At 70.0% G+C, this 25,756-nt stretch carries 24 protein-coding genes, 1 tRNA gene and 1 pseudogene; 16 read left to right on the top strand and 10 right to left on the bottom strand.

Going from position 1 to position 25,756, the window contains the following annotated elements; all coding sequences use genetic code 11:
• Window positions 1–363: 363 nt before the first annotated feature.
• Complete coding sequence (locus ACIBBF_RS25375; RefSeq protein ID WP_397419004.1) at window positions 364–534, top strand: hypothetical protein; 171 nt, start codon at window positions 364–366, stop codon at window positions 532–534.
• A gap of 14 nt (window positions 535–548) precedes the next feature.
• On the opposite strand, the pseudogene ACIBBF_RS25370 reads toward ACIBBF_RS25375, so the two are convergent.
• Window positions 549–689: pseudogene (locus tag ACIBBF_RS25370) on the bottom strand (FmdB family zinc ribbon protein); the annotation flags it as partial.
• 278 nt (window positions 690–967) lie between these two features.
• Here ACIBBF_RS25370 and ACIBBF_RS25365 point away from each other — a divergent pair.
• Window positions 968–3,547: a penicillin acylase family protein gene (locus ACIBBF_RS25365; RefSeq protein WP_397419002.1), complete on the top strand. Its 2,580-nt coding sequence runs from the start codon at window positions 968–970 to the stop codon at window positions 3,545–3,547.
• 71 nt (window positions 3,548–3,618) lie between these two features.
• On the opposite strand, the gene ACIBBF_RS25360 is transcribed toward ACIBBF_RS25365, so the two are convergent.
• The gene (locus tag ACIBBF_RS25360) at window positions 3,619–4,263 is read right to left on the bottom strand and encodes a 5-formyltetrahydrofolate cyclo-ligase (protein ID WP_397418993.1); all 645 of its coding nucleotides are present in this window, start codon (window positions 4,261–4,263) and stop codon (window positions 3,619–3,621) included.
• Between the two features lie 227 nt (window positions 4,264–4,490).
• On the opposite strand from ACIBBF_RS25360, the gene ACIBBF_RS25355 reads away from it, so the two are divergent.
• The 5 genes from ACIBBF_RS25355 to ACIBBF_RS25335 all read left to right on the top strand — a co-directional run bounded on the left by ACIBBF_RS25355 (window position 4,491) and on the right by ACIBBF_RS25335 (window position 8,258).
• Complete coding sequence (locus tag ACIBBF_RS25355) at window positions 4,491–5,102, top strand: GNAT family N-acetyltransferase (RefSeq protein ID WP_397418991.1); 612 nt, start codon at window positions 4,491–4,493, stop codon at window positions 5,100–5,102.
• A 60-nt stretch (window positions 5,103–5,162) separates the two neighbouring features.
• A complete protein-coding gene (locus ACIBBF_RS25350; protein ID WP_397418989.1) occupies window positions 5,163–6,281 on the top strand; it encodes a hypothetical protein in 1,119 nt (372 codons plus the stop codon).
• Between the two features lie 85 nt (window positions 6,282–6,366).
• A tRNA-Ala gene (locus ACIBBF_RS25345) sits at window positions 6,367–6,439 on the top strand.
• A 198-nt stretch (window positions 6,440–6,637) separates the two neighbouring features.
• Window positions 6,638–6,913 carry a helix-turn-helix domain-containing protein gene (locus tag ACIBBF_RS25340; RefSeq protein WP_397418987.1) on the top strand — a complete coding sequence of 92 codons (276 nt, stop codon included), beginning with the start codon at window positions 6,638–6,640 and terminating at the stop codon, window positions 6,911–6,913.
• A 4-nt stretch (window positions 6,914–6,917) separates the two neighbouring features.
• On the top strand, window positions 6,918–8,258 hold the full coding sequence (locus tag ACIBBF_RS25335; protein ID WP_397418985.1) for a tyrosine-type recombinase/integrase: 1,341 nt from the start codon (window positions 6,918–6,920) through the stop codon (window positions 8,256–8,258).
• Window positions 8,259–8,278: 20 nt separating this feature from the next.
• Here ACIBBF_RS25335 and ACIBBF_RS25330 read toward each other — a convergent pair whose 3' ends face one another.
• Window positions 8,279–9,442 carry a ParB N-terminal domain-containing protein gene (locus ACIBBF_RS25330; protein WP_397418983.1) on the bottom strand — a complete coding sequence of 388 codons (1,164 nt, stop codon included), beginning with the start codon at window positions 9,440–9,442 and terminating at the stop codon, window positions 8,279–8,281.
• The gene (locus ACIBBF_RS25325; RefSeq protein ID WP_397418982.1) at window positions 9,432–10,370 is read right to left on the bottom strand and encodes a hypothetical protein; all 939 of its coding nucleotides are present in this window, start codon (window positions 10,368–10,370) and stop codon (window positions 9,432–9,434) included. The genes ACIBBF_RS25330 and ACIBBF_RS25325 overlap by 11 nt, the downstream gene beginning before the upstream one ends.
• 133 nt (window positions 10,371–10,503) lie before the next feature.
• Between ACIBBF_RS25325 and ACIBBF_RS25320 the strand changes: the two genes are divergently transcribed.
• A complete protein-coding gene (locus ACIBBF_RS25320) occupies window positions 10,504–11,553 on the top strand; it encodes a helix-turn-helix domain-containing protein (RefSeq protein ID WP_397419001.1) in 1,050 nt (349 codons plus the stop codon).
• Between the two features lie 14 nt (window positions 11,554–11,567).
• On the opposite strand, the gene ACIBBF_RS25315 is transcribed toward ACIBBF_RS25320, so the two are convergent.
• Genes ACIBBF_RS25315 through ACIBBF_RS25300 form a run of 4 tightly spaced genes read right to left on the bottom strand, consistent with a single transcriptional unit; the run spans window position 11,568 to window position 14,870 of the window.
• Window positions 11,568–12,029 carry a deaminase gene (locus tag ACIBBF_RS25315; protein WP_397418980.1) on the bottom strand — a complete coding sequence of 154 codons (462 nt, stop codon included), beginning with the start codon at window positions 12,027–12,029 and terminating at the stop codon, window positions 11,568–11,570.
• Entirely contained in the window at window positions 12,026–12,706 is a 681-nt protein-coding gene (locus ACIBBF_RS25310; RefSeq protein WP_397418978.1) for a RibD family protein, read from the bottom strand. Before ACIBBF_RS25310 ends, ACIBBF_RS25315 begins: the two co-directional genes overlap by 4 nt.
• Window positions 12,699–13,436: a creatininase family protein gene (locus ACIBBF_RS25305; RefSeq protein WP_397418999.1), complete on the bottom strand. Its 738-nt coding sequence runs from the start codon at window positions 13,434–13,436 to the stop codon at window positions 12,699–12,701. Before ACIBBF_RS25305 ends, ACIBBF_RS25310 begins: the two co-directional genes overlap by 8 nt.
• Window positions 13,437–13,472: 36 nt before the next feature.
• Window positions 13,473–14,870, bottom strand: coding sequence for a hypothetical protein (locus ACIBBF_RS25300; protein WP_397418976.1), 1,398 nt, complete (start codon window positions 14,868–14,870; stop codon window positions 13,473–13,475).
• Window positions 14,871–15,010: 140 nt separating this feature from the next.
• Between ACIBBF_RS25300 and ACIBBF_RS25295 the strand changes: the two genes are divergently transcribed.
• The 8 genes from ACIBBF_RS25295 to ACIBBF_RS25260 all read left to right on the top strand — a co-directional run bounded on the left by ACIBBF_RS25295 (window position 15,011) and on the right by ACIBBF_RS25260 (window position 24,360).
• A complete protein-coding gene (locus ACIBBF_RS25295) occupies window positions 15,011–15,316 on the top strand; it encodes a hypothetical protein (protein ID WP_397418974.1) in 306 nt (101 codons plus the stop codon).
• A complete protein-coding gene (locus ACIBBF_RS25290; protein ID WP_397418972.1) occupies window positions 15,313–16,428 on the top strand; it encodes an HAD family hydrolase in 1,116 nt (371 codons plus the stop codon). The genes ACIBBF_RS25295 and ACIBBF_RS25290 overlap by 4 nt, the downstream gene beginning before the upstream one ends.
• A gap of 119 nt (window positions 16,429–16,547) precedes the next feature.
• Window positions 16,548–17,789, top strand: a complete 1,242-nt coding sequence (gene fxlM, locus ACIBBF_RS25285; RefSeq protein ID WP_397418970.1) for a methyltransferase, FxLD system — start codon at window positions 16,548–16,550, stop codon at window positions 17,787–17,789.
• Window positions 17,790–17,854: 65 nt separating this feature from the next.
• Window positions 17,855–18,043 (top strand): FxLD family lanthipeptide, encoded by a 189-nt coding sequence (locus tag ACIBBF_RS25280; protein WP_397418968.1) that lies wholly within the window; start codon window positions 17,855–17,857, stop codon window positions 18,041–18,043.
• Window positions 18,044–18,151: 108 nt separating this feature from the next.
• Complete coding sequence (locus tag ACIBBF_RS25275; protein WP_397418966.1) at window positions 18,152–21,181, top strand: lantibiotic dehydratase; 3,030 nt, start codon at window positions 18,152–18,154, stop codon at window positions 21,179–21,181.
• Window positions 21,178–22,416 carry a lanthionine synthetase C family protein gene (locus ACIBBF_RS25270; RefSeq protein WP_397418964.1) on the top strand — a complete coding sequence of 413 codons (1,239 nt, stop codon included), beginning with the start codon at window positions 21,178–21,180 and terminating at the stop codon, window positions 22,414–22,416. The genes ACIBBF_RS25275 and ACIBBF_RS25270 overlap by 4 nt, the downstream gene beginning before the upstream one ends.
• Window positions 22,389–23,234: a thiopeptide-type bacteriocin biosynthesis protein gene (locus tag ACIBBF_RS25265; protein WP_397418962.1), complete on the top strand. Its 846-nt coding sequence runs from the start codon at window positions 22,389–22,391 to the stop codon at window positions 23,232–23,234. Before ACIBBF_RS25270 ends, ACIBBF_RS25265 begins: the two co-directional genes overlap by 28 nt.
• A gap of 25 nt (window positions 23,235–23,259) precedes the next feature.
• Window positions 23,260–24,360, top strand: a complete 1,101-nt coding sequence (locus ACIBBF_RS25260; RefSeq protein ID WP_397418960.1) for a hypothetical protein — start codon at window positions 23,260–23,262, stop codon at window positions 24,358–24,360.
• Between the two features lie 325 nt (window positions 24,361–24,685).
• Here the strand turns inward: ACIBBF_RS25260 and ACIBBF_RS25255 are convergent, their stop codons facing one another.
• The gene (locus tag ACIBBF_RS25255) at window positions 24,686–24,841 is read right to left on the bottom strand and encodes a hypothetical protein (protein WP_397418958.1); all 156 of its coding nucleotides are present in this window, start codon (window positions 24,839–24,841) and stop codon (window positions 24,686–24,688) included.
• Between the two features lie 98 nt (window positions 24,842–24,939).
• A complete protein-coding gene (locus ACIBBF_RS25250; protein WP_397418956.1) occupies window positions 24,940–25,644 on the bottom strand; it encodes a translation initiation factor IF-2 N-terminal domain-containing protein in 705 nt (234 codons plus the stop codon).
• Between the last annotated feature and the right edge of the window lie 112 nt (window positions 25,645–25,756).

The raw sequence follows: 25,756 nt of genomic DNA, 5'->3' as shown, positions 1-25,756 counted from the left end.
GGGGGGGCCGCCCCGGGGGGGGGGGCCCGCGCCCCCCGCGCCCCCCCCCCCCCGCGGGGGGGGGCCCCCCCCCCGGGCGGGGGCCCCCCCCCCCCCCCCCCCGGGGGCCGGCCCCCGAACGCGCGCGGCGGGGTGGAGCCTGCGGTGCCGCAGCCAGGCTCGGCCGGTCGCCGGCTAGCCCCGGCAGCCGCAGCCAACCCCGGCCAGCCGCAGCTAAATCTGGCCAGTCGTCAGCCAAGCCAGCCGCGCCAGTCGCCAGCCGCGCCAGCTGAGCCAGTCGTCGGCCGCGCCAGCCAAGCCAGTGGCCGGCCGCCGGCCAAGCCAGCCACCAGCAAGCAGCCGGCTCAGGCCGACGCGGCCTTCGTGCCGGAGCTGCTCGACGACGAGCTCGACGACGAGGTGGACGTGGAGGAACCGCTCGACGACGAACCGCCGGAGGAGCTCGACGACGATCCCGACGAGGACCCGGAGGAGTCCGACCCTCCGGCCTTCACCGTGCTGGTCGTCGACGTGCTGCGCGAGTCCGTGCGGTAGAAGCCGGAGCCCTTGAACGTGACCCCGACCGAGCTGAAGACCTTTCGCAGCTTGCCCTGGCACTCCGGGCAGACCGTCAGCGACTCGTCGCTGAACTCCTGGTGGATGTCGAACGCGTGGCCGCAGTCGGCACACCGGTACGCATAGGTGGGCACGTGCACTCCTCTGGGACGTCAGACCGGCTGGAGCTGCGTGCGCTCACCGGGGCCGGGCCTGGCACTCGGGGTTTCCGAGTGCCAATACTAACGGTCCTGCGGCGACGGATAGTCCCAGGATCTCCCGACGCCGTTCACCTGTGCGCGTTCACTCAATGTCTGGGGCTGGCGGTAGTCTCCAGTGCGTGTCCGCGACCACTTCCGCCGATCCCGTCGAGCCTGCCGAGACCGCCCCCTCCGACGCTCCGCGTCCCCGCCGTCGGCGGACCCGTACCTCCATGGTTCGCCAGTTCCTGGTGGGTACCGCCGTCGTCGTGGTGCTGGTGCTCGTCGCCCTCACGACCTTCGGCTGGTTCACCGCGCGCCGCCCCCTCCCGGAGCTCTCCGGAGAGGTGCAGCTCGAGGGCCTCGGCTCCGACGTGCGGGTCAGCCGGGACGCCCAGGGCGTGCCGCAGATCTACGCCGACTCGGCCGAGGACCTCTTCCGTGCGCAGGGCTACGTGCACGCGCAGGACCGGTTCTTCGAGATGGACTACCGCCGCCACGTGACGGCGGGCCGGCTGGCCGAGCTGGTGGGCAACAACGAGGACGCGATCCAGGCGGACATGGTCATCCGGACCTTCGGCTGGCGGCACGTGGCCGAGGAGGAGTTCAACGTCCTGGACGACTCCACCCGGCAGTACCTCCAGGCCTATGCCGACGGCGTCAACGCCTACCTCGCGGGCCGCAGCCCGTCGGAGACCGCCGTCGAGTACACGGTGCTCGACGTCAGCGTCGAGGTGAACGAGCCGGAGCCGTGGGACCCGATCGACTCGCTCGCCTGGCTCAAGGCGATGGCGTGGGACCTGCGCGGCAACTACGACGACGAGCTCGACCGGGCGCTGGCCTACAGCACGCTCGGTGACGCGTCGCGGGTCGCGGAGCTCTTCCCCGCCTTCTCGGGCACGGGCAACACGCCCATCCTCGACCCCGCCGACGTGGGGACCGGGCAGGCGACGCAGCAGAGCCAGGCGACCCAGACGGCGTCGGCCACCGGGGACGTGTACGGCAGCCCGGAGCTGGCAGAGGCGATGGAGGCGGCGCAGCGCGCGCTGGACTCGGTGCCCGTGCAGATCGCGCGCGGCGAGGGCACCGGCTCGAACTCGTGGGCCGTGTCGGGCAGGTACACGGAGTCGGGCAAGCCGCTCCTGGCCAACGACCCGCACCTCGACCTGGCCGCACCCGGCATCTGGGCGCAGGTGGGCCTGCACTGCAACCAGGTGGGACCGGAGTGCCCGTTCGACGTGTCCGGGTTCTCGTTCTCCGGGTTCCCCGGTGTGGTCATCGGGCACAACGCCGACCTCGCCTGGGGCCTGACCAACATGGGTGCTGACGTCACCGACTTCTTCATCGAGCGGGTCCGCAACGACACGTACCTGCGCGGCGCCGACGAGTGGGTGCCCATGGAGAAGGAGACCGAGGTGATCCGGGTCGACGGCGGCAGCCCGATCGACCTGGAGGTCCGGCGCACGGTGCACGGGCCGATCATCTCCTCGGTGATGGACGAGGCCGACATGGACGCGGTCCGCCGGTCGCCCACCGAGACGGGCACCGAGCTGGGCCAGTACGAGATCTCGTTGCAGTGGACGGCGCTCCAGCCCGGCCGCACCGCCGACGCCGTCTTCGCGTTGAACACGGCGAAGACCCCGGCGGACATGAAGGCCGCGGCCGCGCTGTTCGAGGTACCCGCGCAGAACATCGTGTACGCCACCACGGACGGGCACATCGGCTACCAGGCGCCGGGCAAGATCCCGGTCCGGGCCAGCGTGCCGGGTGCCGTGGAGTCCGACGGCTCCTGGCCACGACCGGGCTGGGACGCCCGGTACGACTGGACCGGCTTCGTGCCGCAGGAGCAGATGCCCGGTGTCGTGGACCCGGCCGAGGGGTACATCGTGGCGGCCAACCAGGCCGTGCTGCCCGGCGGCGAGGGCCCGTTCCTCACCCGGGACTGGGACTACGGCTACCGGTCGGAGCGGATCCGCAAGCTGCTCGGCGACCAGATCGCGGAGGGCCGCAAGCTGACGGCGGCCGACATGACCACGATCCAGACGGACCAGTGGAGCGTGTTCGCCGACACCCTGGTGCCGGTGCTGCTGGAGGTCGACCTGCCCGACGGGTACGAGTCAGACGGTCAGGACCTGCTGGCCGACTGGGACCGGTCGATGGATGCCGACTCCGCACCCGCGGCGTACTTCGCGGCCGTGTGGCGCAACCTCCTGCAGATCACCTTCAACGACGAGCTGCCGGAGTCCATGTGGCCCGACGGCGGCAGCCGCTGGCTCGCCGTGATCCAGGGCATGCTCGACAACCCGAACGACGAGTTCTGGGACGACAAGTCGACGGTGGCCGTGGTGGAGAGCCGCGACCAGGTGCTCACCGAGGCCCTGACCAGCGCCCGTCAGGACCTGACGGTCGAGCTGGGCAAGGACACGAGCGACTGGGAGTGGGGCACCCTGCACCAGCTCCGCCTGGAGCACCTGGTGCTCGGCGGGTCCGGCGTCCCGGCCCCGATCGCGTTCTACATGAACCCGGCGCCGACCAAGGTCGGGGGCGGCTCGTCGATCGTCAACGCCACGGCCTGGGACGCCTCCAGCGACAGCTTCGAGGTGACCAGCGGGCCCTCGATGCGCATGGTCGTCGACCTCGCCGACCTCGACGCCTCCACCTGGGTGGTGGTGACCGGCACGTCGGCGCACCCGGCGTCCGCCCACTACGACGACCAGCTCGCCGCCTGGGCGGCGGGGGAGACCTTCCCCTGGCCGTTCAGCAGGGACGCGGTAGCCGCCGCGCAGGAGGACGAGCTGATCCTCACGCCGTGAGACCGGCGTCGCGGGCCGGGTCCGTCACGACGGGCCCGGCCCGCACGCGCCGGACGGCAGCCCCTGCCGGGTCAGCCGAGCCACCGCCAGTCGGTCGTGGTCGCGACGGCGTGGACGAGGATGTCGTGCTCCTCGCGGGGCAGAGGGTGCTCCGCGGCGTCGTACACCTCTTCCGGGAAGACGACGGCGACGACCTTCGCGCCCGGCCGCAGGTGCGTGAGCGCGCGGTCGTACCAGCCGCCGCCCTGACCCAGCCGCACCCCGCGGGAGTCGACGGCGAGGGCCGGCGCCAGCACGATGTCGGCGAGCCTGATCGCGTCGGTGCCCAGGGTGCTCCCGCCCGGCTCGGGCGGGCGGCCGGGGGCGCGCTCCAGCAGGTCGTCCGGGCCCGTGTAGTCGGCCCAGTCGCGGGCCAGGCCCGCTCCGAGCACGGGGAGCAGCGTGCGGACGCCGCGGCCCGACAGTCGTTCCAGCAGCGGGAGCATCCCGGGCTCCGCGCTGCGTGCCGCGTAGGCGGCGACGCATCCGGCGTCGCGCACCTCGGGGATCGACTCGATGACGTCGGCGAACGCCTCGGCGGCCTGCGCGCGCTGCCGGGCGGACCGATGGCCGCGCTGGGCGCGGATCGCGCGGCGGAGCTCCTCCTTGGCGTCACCTGTCTCCATTCCCGGAAGGACGGGATACGGCTGTGGCGTCGGGACGGAGATGCCGCTCATGACCGCTATTGTGCCAAGACTCCGAGACTGGATTGTTACGAACAGCGTACGAAGAAGGCGAGAACATGACCGAGCGGCTGCTCGACGGGTCCAAGACCGCCGGGCGTGGTAGACCCTCTCCAGCACGGGGATTCGCCGTGGGACGTGGCAAGGGGCGAACGAAGATGCCGTCGAGCAGGTCGGACGTGCCGGAGGGCACGACAGGGAAGTTCGTGAAGGGGTGGACGGTGGCCAAGCCATGGCCGGTGACGCTGCGTGAGGACACGCCGGCCGGAGCGGTCGTGCTGCGACCGCTGCGGCGTCGGGACGCGACCGACTGGGCCCGCCTGCGGGCGGAGAACGCAGCATGGCTCGAGCGTTGGGAGGCGACGGCGCCCGGTGCGAACCGGTACATCGCCTCGACGTTCGGGGAGTACGTGCGCTCGCTCTCGGCGCAGGCCCGCGCCGGGACGTCGCTGCCCTTCGGCGTGGAGCTGGACGGTGCACTGGTGGGACAGCTCACCGTCTCGTCCATCACCTGGGGGTCGATGTGCTCGGCGAGCATCGGGTACTGGGTGAGCGAGCACGTCGCGGGGCGGGGCGTGATCCCCACGTCCGTGGCCATGGCCACGGACTACGCCTTCTTCCTGGGCCTGCACCGCATCGAGATCAACATCAGGCCGGAGAACAAGCCCAGCCTGCGCGTGGTCGAGAAGCTCGGCCTGCGGGACGAGGGAGTGCGGGAACGCTTTCTCCACATCCAGGGCCAGTGGCGTGATCACCGCACGTTCGCCGTCACCGCAGAGGAGGTTCCCGAGGGGCTGCTGGCACGCTGGCAGCGTCTGCGGGAAGCGCTCTGACGCCGGGACACGCCGCACGTGGTGCGGCGGGACCCGCTGACGCTCGCCTAACGTCGTGTCGTGGAATCGACCGCAGGACTCACGGCCGTGGCGCTGTTCGTCCTGTGGCTGGGCTACTGGCTGCCGAGCATGGTCCGCCGAAGGTCGGAGCTCGGCGACGCACGGGTGGCCGACAGGTTCTCGGTAGGGCTGCGCATCGTCGCGATGAGCGGCACAGGCAGGAAGGGAGGGGCGATGACTGACAGCAAGCGGGGTGCCGGGCAAGGCGTGCCGCGCGTCGCCCACCCGACCCCGAAGGGCTACCCGCTCCAGATCATGGTTCGCGGCCGCCCGCTCACGGCGGAGCGCATCCGCCGGGTCGAGCGGCGGGCACGACGGGCGGCACGGGCGCGCCGTCGTCTCATCGTGTCGGCGATCCTGCTCGTGTGCAGCGTGGTGGCCTGGGTGCTCGTCGCGTTCGGCCTGGTGCACTGGGGTGTCGCCGCGGCGTCGTCGGCCATGCTGCTGTTCGTGCTGTTCCTGGGTCGGCGCGCAGCGCGGGCGGCCCGGCGTGCGGATGCCCGCTGGCAGGCCACCGTGCGTGCCGCGCGGCAGCGTGCCACGCAGGCCCGTGCGCTCGCCAACGGCGGCCCCTACGCGCCGCGCAACCGGGCACAGGTGACCGGCCTGGCCACGCGCGGTTCGAGCACGGAGACGCAGGCGATCCCGCGGGTGACGCGCAAGGACGTGCTGGACGAGATCCTGGACGGTCCGGCCAAGCCCCAGGTGATCGAGGTCGCCGCGGAGTCCTCGCCGGAGCCCGCCGAGGGCGCCGGCGACGAGCCGGCGGTGACCGTCCCCGCGGACGAGACGCCGAGCGGGCGCGCCTGGGATCCCGTGCCCGTGCCGCTGCCGACGTACGTGACCAAGCCGGCGGCGCCCCAGCGTCAGCCTGCCCCGCTCCCGGCCGGCTCGTCTGCCCCTGCCGCTCCGGCGGGCAGCGTCCCGGCTCGGCCGGGGTCGGGCGCGCTCCCGCCGTCCATCCCGGTGCCGGTCCGGACCACGGCCGACGACGCCGGTGCACCGGGCGGCTCGACGGCCGAGGACGAGCTGCTGCGCGGTGAACCGCCACGCATGAAGTCCGAGACGCTGGCCACGCCGCTGGAGGAGATCCTGGCGCGTCGTCGCGCGGCCGGGTGAGGCCGGGCCGTACCGCGGTGACCTGCGCGACACGGTGCCAAGTTGCGGATCACCTGCGGTGAAGTGCTACTCTTCTGCAGTCCGAGGGGCTATGGCGCAGTTGGTAGCGCGTCTCGTTCGCAATGAGAAGGTCGGGGGTTCGAATCCCCCTAGCTCCACCGATTGAAAGGCCGTTGGCCGGGCGTCAGCCCAGTTCAGCGGCCTTTCTCGTGCAGGAAGGCACCGACCGGAAAGAACGGTGCTGACTGATGAGACGCATGCTGCCTCGGTTTCTGCCTCGGTTTGACTCACCGGGGACGACCGCGAGGGACCCCTTCCGCCCGGCAGGGCTGGTACCTCCCCGACTCGTATGGGGCATGAGCGAGAACCGCGCAGGGAGCCCCGACGAGCACGACAGGCGCCTGGACCGTACCCCGATGTGGACGGTCGAGGAACTGTGCGAGAAGCTGCACGCCTCGCCGGAGACGGTCCGGTCGTGGCGCAAGAACGGGACCGGACCGCGGGCCTACAAGATCGGGCGGCACGTGCTGTTCGAGGAGGCCGACGTGCGCGCCTGGATCAAGGCGCACGAGATCCGCGGCGGGTCCGCGTCCCGCAGGCGCGGGGACGCTCAGCACGGGACGGGGTGGTGACCCCATGCCCAGGGAACAGCTCAAGCCCGGCGAGCACGGCAAGTTCTCGTTCGCGCCGACGCCGGACGGGCAGGTGCGGGCCCGTGCCCGCGTGTGCCTGCTGGACAACTCCGTGGTGCAGGTGACGCGGATCGGGAAGAACGACAGCGTCGCGCTGTCCAAGCTGCAGAAGGCGATCACCGAGCGGATCGGTGCGGCGCGTGGATCGGAGGCGTTGGCGCCGAACAGCAAGGTCGGTCTGGCATGCCGACAGTGGATCGACGATCTGCGGGAGCGGTCGCAGTGGCCGGACCCGCCGGTGCGGCCGCAGACGGTGGACGAGTACGAACGGCTGCTCGGCAACCACGTGGACCCCTACCTGGGGCACTACCGGCTCAACCAGCTCACACCGGCGATCTGCCAGGCATGGGTCGACGGCATCGTCCGGCGCGGCAAGGAGGGCGGGCACGACATGGTGGCGACGGCGATCCAGGCGCACGGCCGGTTCGCGGACGTCATCGACCGCGCCGTGGTCCACGACGCACTGCGAGACAACCCGGTGCGCAAGGTCAAGACACCCAAGCCGAAGACGCCGCGACCGGTGGCGCTGACCGTGATGACGGTCGGCCAACTGCGGTGGGCGGTGCGGTCATGGGAGAAGCAGCGCAAGGGACTGCCCGGGCCGAAGCCGACCGGACATCTGCCCGCCGCCGTGGATCTGATGCTCGGGACCGGGCTGCGGATCGGGGAGGTGATGGCGCTGCGATGGGGCGCGGTCGACCTGTCCGGCACCGACCAGCCCACGGTCCAGGTCGAGGCCACGCTCGTCGACATCAAGGGGCAGGGCACGGTCCGGCAGGAGCAGCCCAAGACCGACGCTGGCGGGCGCACCATCATCGTCCCGCCGTTCGTCGTGGAGTCGCTGGAGATGGTTCGCCCGGCGGGTGCGAACGCGGATGCGCCGGTGTTCCCGTCGCGGATGTTCAAGGACGGGCGCAACGTGGATCGGCCGCAGACCACGCACAACATGCGCCGCAGTCTGCGGGCGGCGCTGGAGAACGCGAAGATGACCGGGCAGGTGCACCCGCACAAGCTCCGGTCCACGGTCGCGACCGAGGTCGCGCGGAAGATGAAGCCGGCCGATGCTGCTGCTCTGCTCGGGCACAAGATCGACACTGGGATCACGGCGCGGCACTACATCGAGCAACTACGCCTCGCGCCCGATACGTCGGCGGTTCTGCAGGCCATGGTCGAGATCGGCGACGAGACATGGGAGCGGGAGCGTCGACGGCAGGAGAAGGCTGCAGGGGATGCGTCGGCCGGTCCGGCGCCGACGGCTGACGACCGTTCCGGTACGGGCTGGTAGGCGGCTGGCGAACCCGGCAGCTACCAGAGTGGAGGCTGCTCTTCGCTGACGGGGGCACCCTGCGCTCCGGCGGGCTTCTGCCGTCGGAGCGCAGGGTGACGCTTGTGGCGGGCGGCGTGGATCTCGGCGCACAGGCGGTCGAGCTGCTCGGTCACGCGGTGTAGGCGTGTGAAGTCGCTGCTGTTCGCGTCCGTGGCGAGAGCGGCGGCGTCGGCGTGGTCGACTTGCTCGTCGAGGGCAGCGATAAGTGCAGCAAGCGACCGTGCCGTGCCCGGCGTGGGTGTTGTGCCGGTGTCGTCTGACGCGGATGTCTTGCGGCGTGGAGTACGTGGTCCGGCGAGCGCAGCCTGGGCGACGGCGGCCAGGTCGGCGGGATCCTCCTGCCCGTCGGCTTCGACCGGCGTGGCCCCGGTGTCGTGGTGCCCGTCGATCGCTGCGCGGATCCTCTTCCATTCCTTCTCTGGGGAAGCGTTGTTGGTGGTGATGTCGTGCCAGGCGGCCTGGGCCATGCTGCGGATGTCCTCGGGCATGGTGGGGTCGTCGCGGGTGTCCTTGATCCTTCCGGTGTGTTCGAGGCGGGTGTAGGACTTGGTGCCGGTCACCATCTGAGCGGCCTTGGCGCGTGCGTCACCGTGCCGACCGGGCACAGGTTCGCCGTGCGGTGCCGCCGATTCGGCGGAGCCGTTGTCGTCCCTTTTGCCCCCACCCTTCACGCTGTTCGCATCAAGGCCGCCCGCGTCGCCGTCGGTTGGGTTGGTGTCTTTCCAGCCGGCGTTCGTCGTGTTCTTGTCGGCCCGGAAGCGGGTGGCGTGCTGGCGGAGGGTGGCTTGTTCGGTCTCGGCCGTCTTGTACTCGCGGTACAGCTCTTCGGCGGTCTCCAAGGGCAACGGCTCGCGAATGGTGTTCTCGTCGTGCTCGGCGATCAGGTCTCGCAGCCCGGCCGAGGCCCGGCGCACGAACACCGGCACCGTCTTCCAGCCGAGCTGTTTGACGGCTTCCAGGCGACGCCACCCGCACAGCAGCAGACCGTCCGGTGTGACCGTCAGCGGGCACAGCAGGCCGATCCTGCGGATCGAGTCGCACAGGGCTTGGAGATCACCGAGATCGCGGCGGTGCCGGTGGCCGACGGTGATGGAGTCGACGGCGCGGTCCATCCGCAGGCCGTCGGTGTCGTCATGCGGCATGGTCAGCCTCCCGGGCGCCTGGGTGATGGGGTGGGGTCAGGTCGTGGGCGTCCTGCATGATCACCTCGCGTGGCGAGTGCCCGGCCAGGAGCCGGCGCAGGAGGCCGTCGCGGGTCGGGGTGCCGAGCACCGCGGAGATGAGGCGGGTCCAGGTGGCTTTGTCGATGTCGAGCTCGACGACGGGGTGGCGGTCCTTGCGCAGCCGGTCCCGCGCGGCAGGCACACCATTGGCGGTAGTCAGGGTCGTGGTGATGTAGTCCAGGCCGGCCTGGGCGACGTCGCTTGGCCAGCCGACCGCGACCAGTACCGTGATCGTCGCCCGAGTCGCAGCGCGGACCTTGGCGAGGATCGCGACTGTCACCGGGTCGAGGTCGTCGGTCCCGGCCGTACGCGCGCTCATGGTGGTCAGGGCGAGTTCGAGCCATGGAGCGGGGTCGCCGTCGGGGGTCGTGGTCGGTGCGGACGGGTCGCCGATGCGCAGGGCTGGCGGGAGGTCGGTGCGGGTCATCAGGTGGCGGGCACGGCCCGGGGAGCACAGGAGCTGATCGGCGCGGGCCTCGGCCCCCAGAGCGCGCTGGACCGCGGTAGTGACCACCGCCCAAGGGTTCTCTGCATGGCGTACGGAATCCTGGCGGAGGGCTTCGAACGCCGCGACGACGGCGTCGTGCTCGGTCAGGTGGTGCTTGCGCGCCAGGTCCCGGTACCGGTCACCACAGAACCGCAGCAGCTCCGCCACCTCCGGATCGGTCGACCAGGCGTCGCTGCCGGCTTCGGCCAGGCGATCGAGCAGTGTCCGCAGTCCCTCAGGAGTCGTGAACTCCGGACGAGTGTTAGCAGGGCTTGGGCGCGACGAAACGGTGGCGGGTCGGTGGTCGGGGTGGTGGTTCGGCCCTGCCGTCCGAACCGCTCCCGTGCTCTGATCGCTCATCATCAGTCCCCGGCCGTGGCACGCGTCGGCTACGGCATGTGTATGAGAGTAGAGCGAAAGGTGCGGATGTGCAATACCTGCACACGCCTGGCTTGGGTGTTGTGATCGTGCGCTTGGGGATAGTGTGGCGCGCATGGGACACCCCACCGAGCCCGACCGCACCGATTCAGGCACCGTGCCGGGCCAGCACCAGGACGCCGTCACGGAGCGTGACGGTGTGGCATGGTCGCGTTCGTGGACGGCGGGCATTGGTGAGCGGCTTCGGGCCGCCCGCCGGGCCGCCGGTTTGACGGTGCAGGAGGTTGCCGACCGGACCGGGGCGTTGGGGTACCCGATGGCGCGGGCGAGCATCGCGAACCTGGAGACCAGGCCCCGGGAGAAGATCTACCTGCAAGACGTCACGGTGCTCGCCGCTGCGCTGGGTGTCTCGCCGGTGGAGATCCTGTACCCGCTGGACGTCACGACCGTCCCGACCTCCATGCCCACGCCCGTCGGGGTGATCCAGCGTGGCGTGCTGAGGAACACCAGCACCCAGGTCCTGCCCGGCCGTGCCGAGCGGGCCCCGGCCGCTGCGGCGTGGTTCACCGGCGGGTACGGGCGAGTCCTGGAAGCACGCCTGGCAGCCTTGACCGCATACGGCAAGTTCGAGGCCCGCATCGAGCTCCTGGCGATGCTCGTCGACGAAGAACAGGACGGCACCCTGGCGGCCAGGGCTGAGCACGTCGGGGCCCCCGAGCCTGCCGTGTTCATGAGCGTCTTGCGGATGGAGGTCTACGACCTCGCCCGCTGGGCACTCGAAGCGATCACCACTCACCAGCGGCTCGCCGCCAAGGTGAACGACACCCGGCCTGTGGTCGGTGCCCAGGAACGCGAGCTGGTCGAGCACACTGCCGCCACGCCACCCCTCGGATACATCGAAGACCCGTTCCAGCGGCCGTACGTCCACGGAGTGCTGACCATCGGTGCACCTAAGCCCGGAGCCACGCCGTTCTACCTCCAGGACGCTCCGGACGTCCGCTGGACTCCGCCCGACCTCACCCGACCCGCTACCGCCTTCGCGGGATCACCCCAGGAAACGCCACGGCGAACCAAGCCCGAGCCGTCGAAGGCTGAGCCGTGGCCTGCCCCAGCAGGCCCGCCGCGACGAAGAGAAGAGGGTGGCATGGAAGGGCCCACGCTCTGAACTGCGCTGCCGCGTCAGTGGTCGAGATGCCGGTTGGCGTCCCACGCAGCGTTCGCGAGTTCATCGAGCTGCACAACCTCAACCCCGGCAGCTCGCAGGGTTTCGGCGCCGACACAGTCCACGAAGAGATCGGGCTCGGACAGAGCGAAGACAACTCGGGGTATGCGGGCACGCAGGATGTGTTCGGTGCACGTGACAGGTCTGCTTGCTCGCTTGCTGCAGGGTTCCAGCGACGTGTAGAGCGTCGCGGTGGTGAGTCGGGCTCGGTCCCCGTCGTTGAGCGCGTTTAACGCGGCCTCTTCAGCATGTTCGTGAGGGTCGTTCTGCCCCGAGTAGCCGGTGGCAAGTACCACCCCGTCGGCGTCCACGATTGTGGCCCCGACGCAGAACGACGTCGGCTTCGGCGTGCAGTTGCTCGCCAGCGCGATGGCCCCTTCAAGGTGCCGACGGTCGTCGGCGGCGTCGACGGCGGTCATCGGATCGGCCGGTAGCGCAGGAGGGCGCAGTCACCGACGGCGCGTGTCTCGATGAGCTCCATGCGGTTGCGGAAGTCCTGCGGGAAGACGCCTTCGTAGACGAAGCGGGGAGCGCTGTTCTGACCGACGAAGATCGGTGCGAACACCACCTGGAGCTCGTCGACAAGATCCGCGGTGAGGAACATCGTGTGGATGTGCCCACCGCCCTCAACCATGACCCGTTCCACCCCACGTGAGGCGAGGTTCGCGAGGACGGCGGCCGGTGTGACCGTTTCTCCGAGCGCGACGATGGTGGCGACGTCACCGAGACGTTCCTTGGCCGTGGTCTGGGATCCATCGGTCGTGTAGACGATCTTCTCGGCGCCTTCGGCGCCGAAGAACTTGGAGCCGGGATCGAGGTCGCCGCTGGCAGTGATTGTCACCTTCGTCGGGTAGGCGGGTTTGCCGTTGGCGACCCGCTGGGCGCGGCGCTCTTCGGACTTGACCACCAGGCGCGGGTTGTCACGTCGCACCGTGTTGGCGCCGATGAGGATCGCGTCCACGTTCTGGCGTTCTTCGTCCACGCGGTCGAAGTCGGCAGCGTTCGACAGCCGCAGGCGCTCGGGGTGGTTGTCGTCGATGTACCCGTCAAGCGATACCGCGACGGAGAGGAGAACGAACGGTCGGCGTTCAGTCATCGCTTGCCTTCCGGGCGGGGGAGTTGTCGTCGAACAGGCTGATGCAGTCGGCGAACAGATCCACCAGTGCGTCGATGACGGCTTCGCCCTTGGCTGCGGTGGCCAGGGAGGGCATGCCGATGACGCCGGAGGTCGTGTAAGCCTTCATCCCCAAGATCGTGAGGTGGTTGCGTGACGGGGCGTCGTGGTCGTTCTTAACGTACGTCTCTCCGACGGCATCAGGGAACGCGTGCATCAGGATCGAGGTCTCCAGCTCTCCGGCGTGCATGTCAGCACGACCGCCGGTCACGATCCCAGCCGTTGTCCGGGCTGCCTTCCAGTCCTCGTTCCCGGGGAACAGTGCCACTGCGGCGCCCTCGACGTTCGCCTCCTGGGCGAGGTTGGACAGGGCGTAGTTGCCGCCGTGCGCGTTGACCAGGACCAGGTGGTGGATGCCAGCGCGCTGCAGCGACTGACGTACGTCGTTGACGATCGCCAGCAGCGTGGTCGGGCTGACACTCACCGTGCCCGCCAGCCCCGGCATGTCCTCGTGCTCGTGCGAGCAGGAGATGGTTACCGGCGGCAGGTTCAAGAGCCCGTACCGTTCGCAGACCCGTTCGGCGATCAGGGTTGCGACCATCGTGTCCGTAGCCAGGGGGAGGTGGTCTCCGTGCTGCTCGAAGCTACCGATCGGCAGAACTGCGATCCGGGCGTCCTGGCGAGCGGCGTCGGTCGCGGTTACCCGGGGCATGAAGCTCACTGCTGCGATCCTCTCGTGGGGTTCGCGTCATCCTCTCAGACGCAACGTTGTCTGAAGAGAATGCCGCAGGTCAGCCCCCTCGCTGCGAGCACCGTTGGTGTGCAGGATCGATGATGCCCGGTACAGCTGCTTCGCGGTGCGGACCGATCCTGTCTCACTGACAATCCGGACGGACTCCATGGCGATGTCGAGTGCATCGTCAGGCTCCCCGGTGCGGGCATGGGCGACGGCGAACCGTGCCAACCCGAGTCCGAGGTCTCGGCGGAACTCGGGTCGCCACTGCGCCAGTCCCTGTTGGAGTGCCCCGAGTGCTCTTTCCGGCTTTCCTAGCTCGACCCAGCAGTGCGCAGCCTCCATTTCGATGTAGCTCGGTGTGCAGTAGCGCGCGATGTCACGCTCCTGAGCCGGGACGGCAGCCAGCTCGAAGGCGCGGTTGAGCGCGTGCGCGGTGGCGTCCTGGTTGCCGAACAAGGCATGAGCGTGCGCTTCCTGGCGGGCCGCGAGAGCGCGCATCCGCGAGGTGAGCTCACCGGGCACCTCCGCGGATGCCCGCGCCAGTTCGAGCACAAGGTCGGGCCGGCCCGCGTCGAAAGCGATGTTGCTCTTGCGCATCAGAATGTAGGAGATGAGGCCCGGACGCTTGATCTCCGTCGCCATGTCCAGGGCCCGGTTCGACCACGCCATGGCGGCCCGGATGTTCCCGCTGTCCTGGTTCAGCCAGCCGATGAACTCGGCGAACCTCGCGCCGACGTACAGCAGCTGCTTGCGCGCCGGGCCGGCTTCGGCCAGGAGCGAGTTGATGAAGGTGGCCTGCGCCTCGGCCAGCGGAAGCATCGGGGCGGGCCCGGTCATGTTGTCGGTGGTCGAGTACTGCCGCAGTGTCGCCAGCAGCGAGTCTGCCAGTGCGGCGTCGGTGGCGTGGCTGGTCGCAGGGCGAGGTACCCCACCAGGGAGACTTATCGGCTTCGGGCGACGTTCGCGTGACGGCGACGGGTCGATGGCGGCGAACCAGAGCAGCTCGTGGGGGATGTGCAGAACGGACGCGTAGTCCCGGAGCCGGTCGAGGTCTCGGATCTTGTTACGGCCGGACTCGACGCGGCTGAGCTGGCCCTGGGTGATCCCCAGCCATCCGGCCACGAGGCTCTGCGCGAGCGGACGTCGTCCGTGCCGAGGGTGGCGCCGGTACGCAGCCACGACCGCACCCATGTCCTGGCTCGCCAGGGCGTCGCGCATGAGGTCCGTTTCCCAGAACGAGCGATCCAGTTGCGGGGCGCCTCCGGGACTCGACTGAGCCGAACGAGCACAGGTCGAGCACATCGAGGAAGGGTTGTCCGTCGCGATGCGCGCGGCGCAGCCGGTGCAGTAGCGCGCGAGCGCCGTGGTCGTAGCCGGCAACGGGCCCACCCCCTCTGTGACGGCAGTCACTGGACTGGTGCCAGCGTACGCGCGGAAGAAGCACGGATGCGGGGCGCGCATACAAGTCATGCGCACGAGGCGGGGTTGGCGCGCAGCCGTCAGTCATAGCGTTCCCGGCAACGAGGCCACAACACGTTCTGGAGAGCACCATGAGCACATCCAGTGAGAAGGACGGAGCCGCCATGGCTTCGCGGCTGGAAGCAGCGATGGATACCACCGCGCGAGTGCTTCACGCCGTCGGGGCAGATCGCATCGAGATCGTGACATTCACCCGTGGGCGGATCTGTCTACAGCCAATGGACCTCAACGAGGGCGAGCAGATCGCCCAGGTCTTGGGTTGCGACTTTCCGCTGGATCACCGCATGTTCGTCCCCGGGCACACGCTCTGGACCGGGCTGATCGGGGACCTGGAGATCCAAGTGCGGTCCGCTCTCCGTCAGGCGGTGGCGCGATGAGCACGACGACATGCACCAGGACCCTGGTCGCTCTGGATGTGGACGGCACGCTGGTCGACGGCGAGCGGCGAATTCCGTCCGGGACGGTCGAAGCTCTGGACCTGGTTCGCGCAGCGGGCCATGAGGTCGTGCTCGCCACCGGAAGGTCGCTGGCCGGTCTGCTGCCGATCGCCACCAGGCTGGGCTTGACCCGTGGGTGGGCGGTGTGCTCCAACGGCGCGCTGACCGTCCACCTGGACCCGGCCGCGCCGTCGGGCTACGACGTGGTCGAGGCCCGGATGTTCGACCCCGCCCCCGTGCTCCGACGCGCCCTGGACCTCACCGGTAACGTCCGTGTCGCCGTCGAGGAGATCGGATGGGGCTGGAGGACCGCCGGCCGGTTCCAGGCTGACGAGCTGAACGGGCAGCAGAAGACGATGCTGCTCGCCGACCTGATGGCCGAGCCCGCCACCCGGGTTGCCTTGGCTGCTCCGGGCATCCGCCGGTACGTCGACGCCCTGCACGCCACCGGGGCTACGGTTCTCCCCCAGGGTGCCGACTGGCTCGACCTGACCGCGCCGGGCGTGAGCAAGGCCGCCGCCCTGGAAGAGATACGCGCCCACCTGAGCATCCCTGCCGGTCACACCGTGGCGGTCGGTGATGGCGTCAACGACCTGGAGATGCTGGCGTGGGCCGGTCGTGGGGTTGCGATGGGGCAGGCGCCCGCGATCGTGCGCACCGCCGCCGACCAGACGACGGGCACCATGGAGGAACGCGGAGTGCTGTCGGTGCTGGCTTCCCTGGTCCCGGTCGTGGACGGCGCGTTGTCGCCGCTGGCCGCACAGATCTCTACCGCTGGACGGACCGCGCCCGGCCCGGTCGTGCTGCGGGTCTGGCACGGCCCTGGGCCGGACCTGACGCGGTGCGAGGCATGGTCCCTCCGGGACGGGCGCTGGGTGCGACATGCACCGATCCCGTCCGGCGTCGGGACCACGATGCGCGCCATCGAAGCCGCCGCCCTGGAGGCCGGGTTGCCCTACCCCCGAGGGGACGAGGGCCGCCGTCGCGCGCAGTGGCGCAGCGTGACCGGTGACGGCCCGGCCGGGTTCGAGCTACCCCTGAGCGACCTGTGACCCGCGACCCACGAGACCGGTTCGCAGGCAGGCGCAGTGCTCGGACGACGGCCACCCTTGACCACGGGTCCACACGGACCACGCCAGCAGCCATGAACCGCGATCACGAGAGGGACGAGATGACGGAGCAGACGTACGTGTCCGACGAACCGGTGGACAGCGAGCAGGCCCAGGAACTGCGGGAGGCCATGATCGCCGCGTTGCAGGCGTCTGGTGTGCTGCGCAGCCCGGAGGTGACCGCTGCGCTGCGTGCGGTGCCGCGCCACGTGTTCGGGCCGAAGGACACCTTGGAATCGGCATACGCGCTGCGCACGGTGCTGCACCGCACTCTGGACGAGACGGGTGTCGCGGTCAGCATGATCTCCGCCGTCGACGTCCAGGCGATGATGCTCGAACAGGCCAAGATCGCTCCGGGCATGCGGGTCCTGGAAGTCGGCTCAGGCGGGTACAACGCCGCTCTGCTGGCCGAGATCGTCGGCCCCGAAGGCCAGGTCACCACGGTCGACATCGACCCACGGGTTACCGAGCGCAGCGTCCAGTACCTCGCCCGAGCCGGATACGAGCAGGTCAACGTGGTCCTGGCCGACGCCGACGCTGGTGTCCCCGAGCATGCGCCGTACGACCGGATCGTCGTGACCACCTCGGTCGCAGACCTGCCGCCGTCGTGGATCGAACAGCTCGCACCCGACGGGCGGGTCGTGGTGCCGCTGCGGATGCGGGGCATCACCCGGGTGGTCGTGCTGCACCGGCAGGGCGCTGGTTTGATCAGCGACCAGTACGAACTAGCCCACTTCGTGCCGATGCGTGGAGCCGCCAGCCCCGCCGAGCGGTACCTGCAGTTGGCCGACGGCGTGACGCTCCTGATCGACTCCGACCTCCCGATTGACCCGGAGGCACTTCGCGACGCCCTGGCACATCCCCGGGTCGAAGCGTGGGGCGAGGTGACCGGCGTGGAGCGGTTCGACGGGCTGCACCTGTGGCTCATGGTCAACACCCCGACGTTCGGTGTCATCACCGCGACCAAGGCCGCCGCCGAGGCCGGGACCATCGCGCATGCCTGGCCGCTGGGACTGCCCACGATCCTGGACGAGACGAGTTCCTCCTTCGCCTACCTCTCGCTGCGCCGGTTCGACGACGGCCTGCGGTTCGGTGGCCTCGGCCACGGACCCCGCGGTCAGGAGATGGCTGACCGCCTGGTCGCTCTGATCGGCTCCTGGGACGAGACCAACCTCGACGCGACCATCGCCGTCTACCCGGCCGGTACCCCCGACGACGCGATCGGCGCCAGTGGTCGCGGCCGGATGCTGGACCGGCCCCGTAACCGTGTGGTCATCACCTGGCCCACGCCGCAGGAGTCCTGACCCGGGCGCCTGCGCGAGCACCACCCGACAAGTAGCACCGAACCAGTAACAAGGAGGAACCAACCATGGTGATGCCCCTGACCCCTGCCTACGCCCCGCTGAGCGGCACCCCGGTCACCCCGGTGGCCAGCAACGGGTTCGACCTGGACATCCGGGTCGTGGAGTCCGGCCCGATCGTCGAGGACCTGTACCAGCTCACCAACGACAACTGCGGCACGACCTGCGAGACCGCCTGCACGAGCTGCCCCAAGTAAGTCCTCACCCCAGCGTGACCGCAGTAGGCCCGCACTGACCGGTTAGTCGACCGCTCTCCGTGGGAGCCGGACCCAGACCGGCTCCCACGCCCGCGAAGGGAGCGAACCATGTTCAAGGCGATGAACGCGGCGTTCATCCGGATCGGAACCTGCACCGCTCCCTCCCCGCCACCAGCCGCCGATGCCCCAGACACCGACGTGCGTGCCTGGCTGACCGAGGCGTGGCGAGAGCCCTTCTCCACGGCCGTCGCCCTGGCCAGCCCGTCGCTGGCCGATCAGACCAGCAAGACCCTTCGCGACCCTGACGCGACTGCCGGCGACCTGGACCGTGTTGCGCGCGCACTGGGCCGGTACGCGCGGCGAGCCGCGAGCCGCGTTACCCCGTTCGGGCTGTTCGCCGGTGTCGCACCGGTCGTGGCCGGTCCGACGACGAAGGTACGGCTCGGCGAGGAGCACACCGCCTATCCTCGCCCGGACGGCCAGTGGGTGGCCGCCGTCGTGGACCGCCTGGCATCCGAACCGGCCCTCCTGCCCCGTCAGACGGTCCAGGCGAACGAGCTGGCCTTCGTCCGCGACGACCGCCTGGTCATCGACCACCGACCCGACGGCGGCAACCCGCGCCACCCCACGCTCACAGAAGTCTCCATCGCCCTGACCGAGCCCGTCCGGCAGGCCATGACCGCCGCACGCGAACCGGTCCGGTTCACCGACCTCGTGCAGACCATCACCGACACGACCCCGGGCGCCCGGCGCACGGACGCCGAGCACCTGACCGTCACGTTGGTCGAGCGGGGATTCCTGGCCACGAGCCTGCGCCCGAGCGCTGCCGCTACTAACCCGGTCACCCACATCGCCGCACACCTCGACGACGCGGAACCTGGACCGCTGGCGACCGAGGTACGTGACCTGGCCGCGCGGTTCCAGGCTGTGCCCGTCCTTGCTGACGATGACCCGTGGCACGCACTCGTCGACCACTTGCGCACCATCCAGCCCCACGAACGACTGGTCGGGGCCGACACCCTGGCCGACGTCGACCTGACGGTCCCCGCACAGGTGATCGAGGCAGCCGAACAAGCGGCTGACCTGTTGGCCCGACTGGCGCCGGAGCCGGACGGGCACGCCGAATGGCGCGATTACCACTTCCGGTTCCTGGAGCGATACGGGCCGCACGCCGTCGTGCCACTGCTCGATCTCCTGGGGGACACCGGCCTGGGATACCCGGCCACCTTCCGCGGCACCCGCCTGCCCGCACCCCGGCCCGAGCCGGTCCGAGACCGCGACGGCGTCCTGGCCGCCGTCGCGCAGCGAGCCGCCCTCGGACGCCGGCTGGAGGTGGACCTGGACGACACCCTGATCGAGCTCCTGGCACCCCAGGAACTGCGCGCGGCGCAGCCGCACACCGAGCTGCGGTTCGAGCTTCACGCCACGACCGCCGAACAGATCGACGCCGGAGACTTCACGCTCACCGTCGCTGGGGCGTCCCGCGCGGCCGGGACGACCACCGGACGCTTCTGGCACCTCCTGACCGACACCACCGCGATCCGGGACACCTACCGGTCCCTGCCGGCCTCCACCCGCGACGCCGTCACAGCACAGGTCCTCGTGCGCCCCCTGAACATCCGAGCAGAGAACGTCTCGGCCAACCCGATCCTCCTGCCCCACGTCATCTGCCCCGACGACGTAACCCCACCCGGGGTGGAACCGATCCGGCTCGACGACCTGGCCGTCACCGCGGACCGGTACGGCCTGACCCTGATCTGGACCAGCCGCGACGTAGCGGTCGAGCCGGTCACCTTCACCGCCATCGAGCTGACCCAGGCTGCCCACCCCCTGATGCGGTTCCTGTGCCAGCTCCCGACCGCACGTGCCGCCGCCTGCACGCCCTTCGACTGGGGCACCGCTGCCGTACTGCCGTTCCTGCCCCGCGTCCGACGAGGCCGCATCGTCCTGGCGCCCGCACGCTGGATCCTGACGACCGACGACGTCGGCGCTTCCGAATCCGCCGACGCACGAGCGGCCTTGAGCTCATGGTGTGACCGGATGATGGTGCCCTCCGGCGTGCTGCTGGTCGACCTAGACCGGCGGCTCCGTCTAGACCTCGATCGGGACGTCGATCGGGCCGTGCTGCTGGAGCACGTGGCGGAGAACGGCCGGGCGGTCCTGCACGAGGCACCGCCGGACGGAGCGTACGGCTGGATCGAGAACCGCGTCCACGAGCTGGTGGTGCCACTCGGTTCCGAAGCCGCACCTCGGGCGCTGAACCTCCGCCCGATGCGGGCCTCCGACCACGCGACCGTCGCAGAGCCCCGCATGCCGCTGACCGGAGACTGGCTCAACACCAAGCTCTACGGCCACCCCGACAAGATCGACCCCGTCCTGATCAACCACCTACCGGCCCTGCTGGAACGCCTCGGGCACGGCACCCAGTGGTGGTACCTGCCCTACACCGACCCCGACCCGCACCTGCGTCTCCGCCTCCAGACCACCGAGGCGACCGCCGCACACATCGCCCAGGAGACCAGCCGGTGGGCGCAGGACCTCCGAGACCGCGGCCTGGTCAGCCATCTCGTGCTCGACACCTACCAGCCCGAGTCCGGCCGCTTCGGCGCCGGCGCCACCCTCGCGACCGCCGAGCGATTCTTCGCCGCCGACTCGGCCGTCGCACGGCTTCAGCGCACCGCCACCACCGGGGTGCCGCTCCGGGTACGCAAGGCCATGACCGCCGTGAGCCTGGTGGGCATCACCGAGGTGCTGGCCGGCGGTCCGGACGCGGCCGTGTCCTGGCTGCTGTCGAACGTCCCCAGAACACCACCGCAAGCACCCGACCGCGCAACCCGCGTCCACGCGATCACCTGGACCCAGCAAGCACTCGACGACCATGTGAGTCCGGATATGTCGCGACCCGATCCCCAGAGCGCGGCGGCATGGCAGACCCGGCACGCTGCCCTGGCCGAGTACCGTTCAGTACTCCTCAACCTGGGCGCCGACCCGCTGGTCTGGATTCCAGACCTGCTGCACCTCCACGTCATCCGCATGCTCGGTCTGCTGCCCGGCGCCGACGAGGAATGTCTCCACCTGGCCCGCACGGGCGCCCTGGCTTGGAACGCCCGACGCCCCCACCGGGGAACCCGCGCATGACGGCACCGAGCGCCACCCAGACCCCGTCGCTCACCAACGCCGCGGACGATCTGGTCGCCGCGATCGTGCAGCGGCTCGCAAACCCGGCGAAACTCCAGCACGGCACCGGGCGCGCCCGGAGGCAGTCGCTCGGCGGAGGCGCCGTCGGGATCGCGCTGCTCCACATCGAACGGGCCCGCACCGGCCACGGCGACTGGAGCACCGCCCACGACTGGCTGCGAGAAGCCGCCCACGAACCCGTCAGCGCCGGAGCCAATGCCGGCTTGTTCTATGGCGCACCCGCCCTGGCCATGGCCCTGCACACCACGACCGACGCCTCCGGCGGCTTGTCCCAGTTGGACCGAGCGGTCACGGCGATCACGCGCCGACGCCTCGACCAGGCCCGCGCCCGCTGGCGCGCGGCATCCACGCCACCGATGGGGGAGCACGACCTCGTCCGTGGCCTGGCCGGCCTGGGCGCCTACCACCTGCACCGGTACCCCGACCACGAGGTGACCACCCAGGTCCTGGACTACCTGGTCCGGCTCACCGAACCACTGCCCGGGCGTGAGGACCTGCCCGGGTGGTGGACCCACACCGCGCCCACCAAGCAGACCGCGGGCACCGCCCGGTTCGCCCACGGGCACGCCAACCTGAGCATGTCCCACGGCATCGCCGCCGCCCTGACCGTCCTCGCGCTCGCGCTACGGCAGGGAACGCGAGTCCGTGGGCACGAGGCCGCGATCGAACGGGTCTGCTCCTGGTACGACACCTGGGAACAGAACGACGAGACGGGCACCTGGTGGCCCAGCATCCTGACGTTGGCCCAGGTCCGTGGCCACGAACCGCTACCGTCACGGCAACGCCCGTCGTGGTGCTACGGCACACCCGGCATCGCCCGCGCCCTCCAGCTCGCCGCACTCGCGACCGGCAACGAGGAACGACGCCTGACCGCGGAGAACGCGCTCCTGAACGAGGTGCGCAGTACGCGGAGCGTGGCCACCCTGACCGACGTCGGCCTCTGCCACGGCTTGGCTGGCGTCCTGGCAACCACGTGGCGCGCCGGCATCGACGCCGCCACACCAGACCTCAGCGACGAGGTGACCCAGCTCGTCCAAGCAGTCGTCGCGAGAACCGATCCACTGTCGGAGGAGACCGAGTTCCTCGACGGCCTCGCCGGTACCGCACTCGCCCTGCACACCACCACGACGGACCACCGGGAGGCGCAGTGGGACACCTGCCTGCTCCTGAACTGACCAGAGAGGCCCACCACGTCGCCGACCTGGATTCATCGAACGATGGGCCCGTCGAGTGGCGGCAGACCAACATCCAGTTCGCGGACCCGACCGCCGTCGAGCAGACCGCGGTGACGGTCCTCGCGCCCGCACTGCGCGACCTCGACGTGGACGACTGGTTCTTCGTCCGCAAGACGCCGCACTGGCGGATCCGGTTCCACACCGACCCGGCCACCGCCACCTGCGTCAACAAGACGCTCGACGCCCTCGCTGCTCGCGGGCAGATCCAGTGCTGGACGCCGTCGGTCTACGAGCCGGAGACCCGAGCGTTCGGTGGCGAGGGCGGCATGCACGTGGCGCACGACCACTTCGCCCGTGACACGACCCACGTTCTGGCCTACCTCGCCCATCGACGGGCTCGGCCGACCGGGCCTGACCAACGTGAACACGTGTCGATTCTGCTGGCAGCGCTTCTGCACCGCGCCGCCGGGCTCGACTGGTACGAGCAAGGCGACGTCTGGGACCGCATCGCCCACCACCGCGCCACCACGACCGCGCCGACCGTCGATGACATCACCGCGACGCGACGGCTCCTGACCGTCGACACCGCACGCCTGGTCGAGAACAACGAAGCCCTCGGCTGGCTCGCGTCCTGGGCCGCCTCCCACACGGCTACGGGGAACAGGCTGCGCGCGCACCACCAGCGCGGAGAGCTCACCCGGGGCATCCGCGCGGTCCTAGCCCATCACGCGCTGTTCGCCTGGAACCGCATCGGTCTCGACCCCCAGGCCCAAGCACGCATCGCGCACACCGCAGCCGCCGCCGTTTTCAACGACTGAACCTGCTAACACAGGAGACCCGGCCATGACCACCACCGAGACCAGCCTGACGACGTTCGCTCACTGGTTCCCGCTCGTGCCCCGCCCGCGACCCGTCGCGCTGCCGGTCACCGACCGCATCGCCGCCCTCCAGGCCGGCGCCGAACGCGCCCAGCAAGACCACGGGGACCTCGCTGCAGCCACCGCTGTCCTGAACAAGGCGGCTCTGCTGCTGAGCGATACAGGTCATCCTGACGACGCCCGCGACCTGTGCTGGCGCCAGTTCGAGATCTTCCGCCAGCACGCACCACTACCCGGAACCCAGGTGACATGGGCGCTGCAACCCGTCGTGAACATCGCCCGCCTGCTTATCCGCGCCGGGCAAGGCGAGCAGGCTCACGCCATTCTGCGCAGCCTCCACCACGCCGCCACGCACCCGGGCGCCGTGGTCATCGACGGAGTACCCCTCGACGTCGACCAACTCGCCGTACCCGGCGCGGCACCCGAGGTCGCACGGTTCACCTGGACCACCCTGCTCGCCGACGGCACCCGAGCCCTGACCAGCGCCGGCCGGTGGGCCGAAGCGACCAGCTACGCCGAACAGCACCGCGGAATCGGCGCCCGACTCTTCGACGGCCGACAAGCCGCCATCCTCGCCCAGCTCGACGCCCACGAACCCGACCAGGCGCTCAACCTCCTGGACGAGACACGTATCGAAGAACCCTGGGAACACGCCGTCGCGGCCTGCCTACGCAACGCCTGCCTCACGAGCGCCGGGCGTTTCGCGGATCTGGACCTGGATGACTTCGTCGCGCTCATCACAGCGCTCGATCCGGCACCCGCACTCGTCGTCTTCCGGATACGTGCGACGCTCCTCCTGCTCCAGCACACGACCGCCCGAGCAGACCAGCTCACCGGCATCGTCGACGGCCTCGTCTCGCAAGCCGACGGATACACAGCACGTGACCTCCTCGCCGCCGGCGCCGCCCTTGTGACCCTGACCGACACCAACCGGCGGGCGCTCTCGACTGTCCTGGACGCGTCAGTGACACAAGCGACGTTGCCGCTCGAAGCCGTGGAGCAAGTCATGGATGCCGCGCACACCGCCGAGCAGGCTCTCGACGACGCGCTGCGACGGATCCCGTAACGAAGGATGGACGACTGCTGGTCGGCATGCTCGGGGGGGGGGGGGGGGGAACCACCCCCAACTCTCGCCCCCGTACTTGGCGGCAGAGCACACGGCTGACGAGCCCGCGACGACGGCGGACATGCGAGGCGGGCACAGCCTCGCCGCTGACAAAGCTGCGTAGGTAGGGCAGGTAAGCAGCGGACAGTCCGTCCCGCGGACCGCCCCGAGATCGGGTGTCCGCCTCCTGCAGACCACAGAAAATCACAGCATAGTTCGCATTACGGACGGATCGCGTCTGATTTTGGACAGACTTCTCCCTACCCATTAGTCGGCTGCGATTTCGCTACTCGCTCTGCTTGCGCTTCGCCTTGGCGAGTGCGACGGCGCGCGCGTTGACGCGGTCGCTTACCAAGGGGAGCAGCGCCAGGACGAAACGTCCGACGCCGATCAGCAGAGCGGGCACGAACAGACCGCCCAGCACGTTGCCGAGCATCTCCATCTCGCGACCTCCCTCTGGGTAACCCAGCAAGAAGCGCTGGGTGGGGACCGCAGCCAGATGACTGCGAAAGTGTTCAGATCGCCGACCGAGGCTGCGATTCAGGTACTGCGCTTCGGTCGGCGTGCGGGTAGCTCTCGAGCAGTCGCGAGCACGACCATCGGATCGAACCGATGGCCCCTGCCGGATCCCTTCGGCAGTGGCGCGAGTCGACCCCGGTGTACCCAGATGCGGATGGTCGACTCAGCAACGCCGCAGATGCGCGCAGCCTCGCGTGTTGTCACGGGGCGCTGAAGCAGGGATGGGGGCACAGGGAACGGAGCTGGTGTCCGGAGAGTTTTCCGGTGGGCGGTTCTTTGGGCCGAGATAGCGTCGCCTCGGCGGTAGAGTTTTTTCCGACCCTGCATCGAGCTGGCCTGAAGATAGCCGCGGCTTGCCCATTGCCGCACTGCAGCGGCGGTGACTCCTAGTTCGCGGGCCACTTCGCGTGCGCTGAGGAGGACATCAGGGTCGCGTCGATCCCATTCGTCGTCCCACCAGTCATCTCCTGAGCGAGGCGGGCGGGGCATGGCGAACGGATTCGGCCAAGCGCTCCGGCGAGTGCGGCCTGCGGGGGGCGCAAGTGCTTGGCCGCTCGGCTCGACCGGACCTACTGATCCCGTGGCAGCGCGAACGGCTGCGACGACCTCATCTGAGAGTAGGGAGGATGCCGAGCGGGCGTAGGCGCCCGCGCGTCGGGCCTCTTCGAGGACCTGCTGCGAGGAGATGCCCAGCTGCTTGGCTAGGTCGTGAACGTGAATCGGCATCGATCTGAGTGTGACACTGTGACGTTTAGTCGTCATGGCCGACACGATCGGGTCGAGTTCAAGCCTTACAGAGCAACAAAAAGAGCCCCGTGCTTTCACAGGGCTCCCGGTT

Origin of the sequence: Promicromonospora sp. NPDC050880 (genome assembly GCF_044456525.1) — a bacterium.
Lineage (GTDB): Bacteria > Actinomycetota > Actinomycetes > Actinomycetales > Cellulomonadaceae > Promicromonospora.
This window is presented reverse-complemented; position numbering and strand designations above follow the sequence as displayed.

Excerpts from the sequence above, each read along its gene's own strand:
- ACIBBF_RS25360 (WP_397418993.1), bottom strand. The coding sequence starts at position 4,263 with ATGAGCGGCATCTCCGTCCCGACGCCACAGCCGTATCCCGTCCTTCCG.
- ACIBBF_RS25340 (WP_397418987.1), top strand. The coding sequence starts at position 6,638 with ATGAGCGAGAACCGCGCAGGGAGCCCCGACGAGCACGACAGGCGCCTG.
- ACIBBF_RS25260 (WP_397418960.1), top strand. The coding sequence starts at position 23,260 with ATGACCACCACCGAGACCAGCCTGACGACGTTCGCTCACTGGTTCCCG.
- ACIBBF_RS25255 (WP_397418958.1), bottom strand. The coding sequence starts at position 24,841 with ATGGAGATGCTCGGCAACGTGCTGGGCGGTCTGTTCGTGCCCGCTCTG.
- fxlM (WP_397418970.1), top strand. The coding sequence starts at position 16,548 with ATGACGGAGCAGACGTACGTGTCCGACGAACCGGTGGACAGCGAGCAG.
- ACIBBF_RS25305 (WP_397418999.1), bottom strand. The coding sequence starts at position 13,436 with ATGCCCCGGGTAACCGCGACCGACGCCGCTCGCCAGGACGCCCGGATC.
- ACIBBF_RS25320 (WP_397419001.1), top strand. The coding sequence starts at position 10,504 with ATGGGACACCCCACCGAGCCCGACCGCACCGATTCAGGCACCGTGCCG.
- ACIBBF_RS25290 (WP_397418972.1), top strand. The coding sequence starts at position 15,313 with ATGAGCACGACGACATGCACCAGGACCCTGGTCGCTCTGGATGTGGAC.
- ACIBBF_RS25275 (WP_397418966.1), top strand. The coding sequence starts at position 18,152 with ATGTTCAAGGCGATGAACGCGGCGTTCATCCGGATCGGAACCTGCACC.
- ACIBBF_RS25250 (WP_397418956.1), bottom strand. The coding sequence starts at position 25,644 with ATGCCGATTCACGTTCACGACCTAGCCAAGCAGCTGGGCATCTCCTCG.
- ACIBBF_RS25330 (WP_397418983.1), bottom strand. The coding sequence starts at position 9,442 with ATGCCGCATGACGACACCGACGGCCTGCGGATGGACCGCGCCGTCGAC.
- ACIBBF_RS25280 (WP_397418968.1), top strand. The coding sequence starts at position 17,855 with ATGGTGATGCCCCTGACCCCTGCCTACGCCCCGCTGAGCGGCACCCCG.
- ACIBBF_RS25335 (WP_397418985.1), top strand. The coding sequence starts at position 6,918 with ATGCCCAGGGAACAGCTCAAGCCCGGCGAGCACGGCAAGTTCTCGTTC.
- ACIBBF_RS25270 (WP_397418964.1), top strand. The coding sequence starts at position 21,178 with ATGACGGCACCGAGCGCCACCCAGACCCCGTCGCTCACCAACGCCGCG.
- ACIBBF_RS25365 (WP_397419002.1), top strand. The coding sequence starts at position 968 with ATGGTTCGCCAGTTCCTGGTGGGTACCGCCGTCGTCGTGGTGCTGGTG.
- ACIBBF_RS25325 (WP_397418982.1), bottom strand. The coding sequence starts at position 10,370 with ATGAGCGATCAGAGCACGGGAGCGGTTCGGACGGCAGGGCCGAACCAC.
- ACIBBF_RS25295 (WP_397418974.1), top strand. The coding sequence starts at position 15,011 with ATGAGCACATCCAGTGAGAAGGACGGAGCCGCCATGGCTTCGCGGCTG.
- ACIBBF_RS25310 (WP_397418978.1), bottom strand. The coding sequence starts at position 12,706 with ATGACTGAACGCCGACCGTTCGTTCTCCTCTCCGTCGCGGTATCGCTT.
- ACIBBF_RS25315 (WP_397418980.1), bottom strand. The coding sequence starts at position 12,029 with ATGACCGCCGTCGACGCCGCCGACGACCGTCGGCACCTTGAAGGGGCC.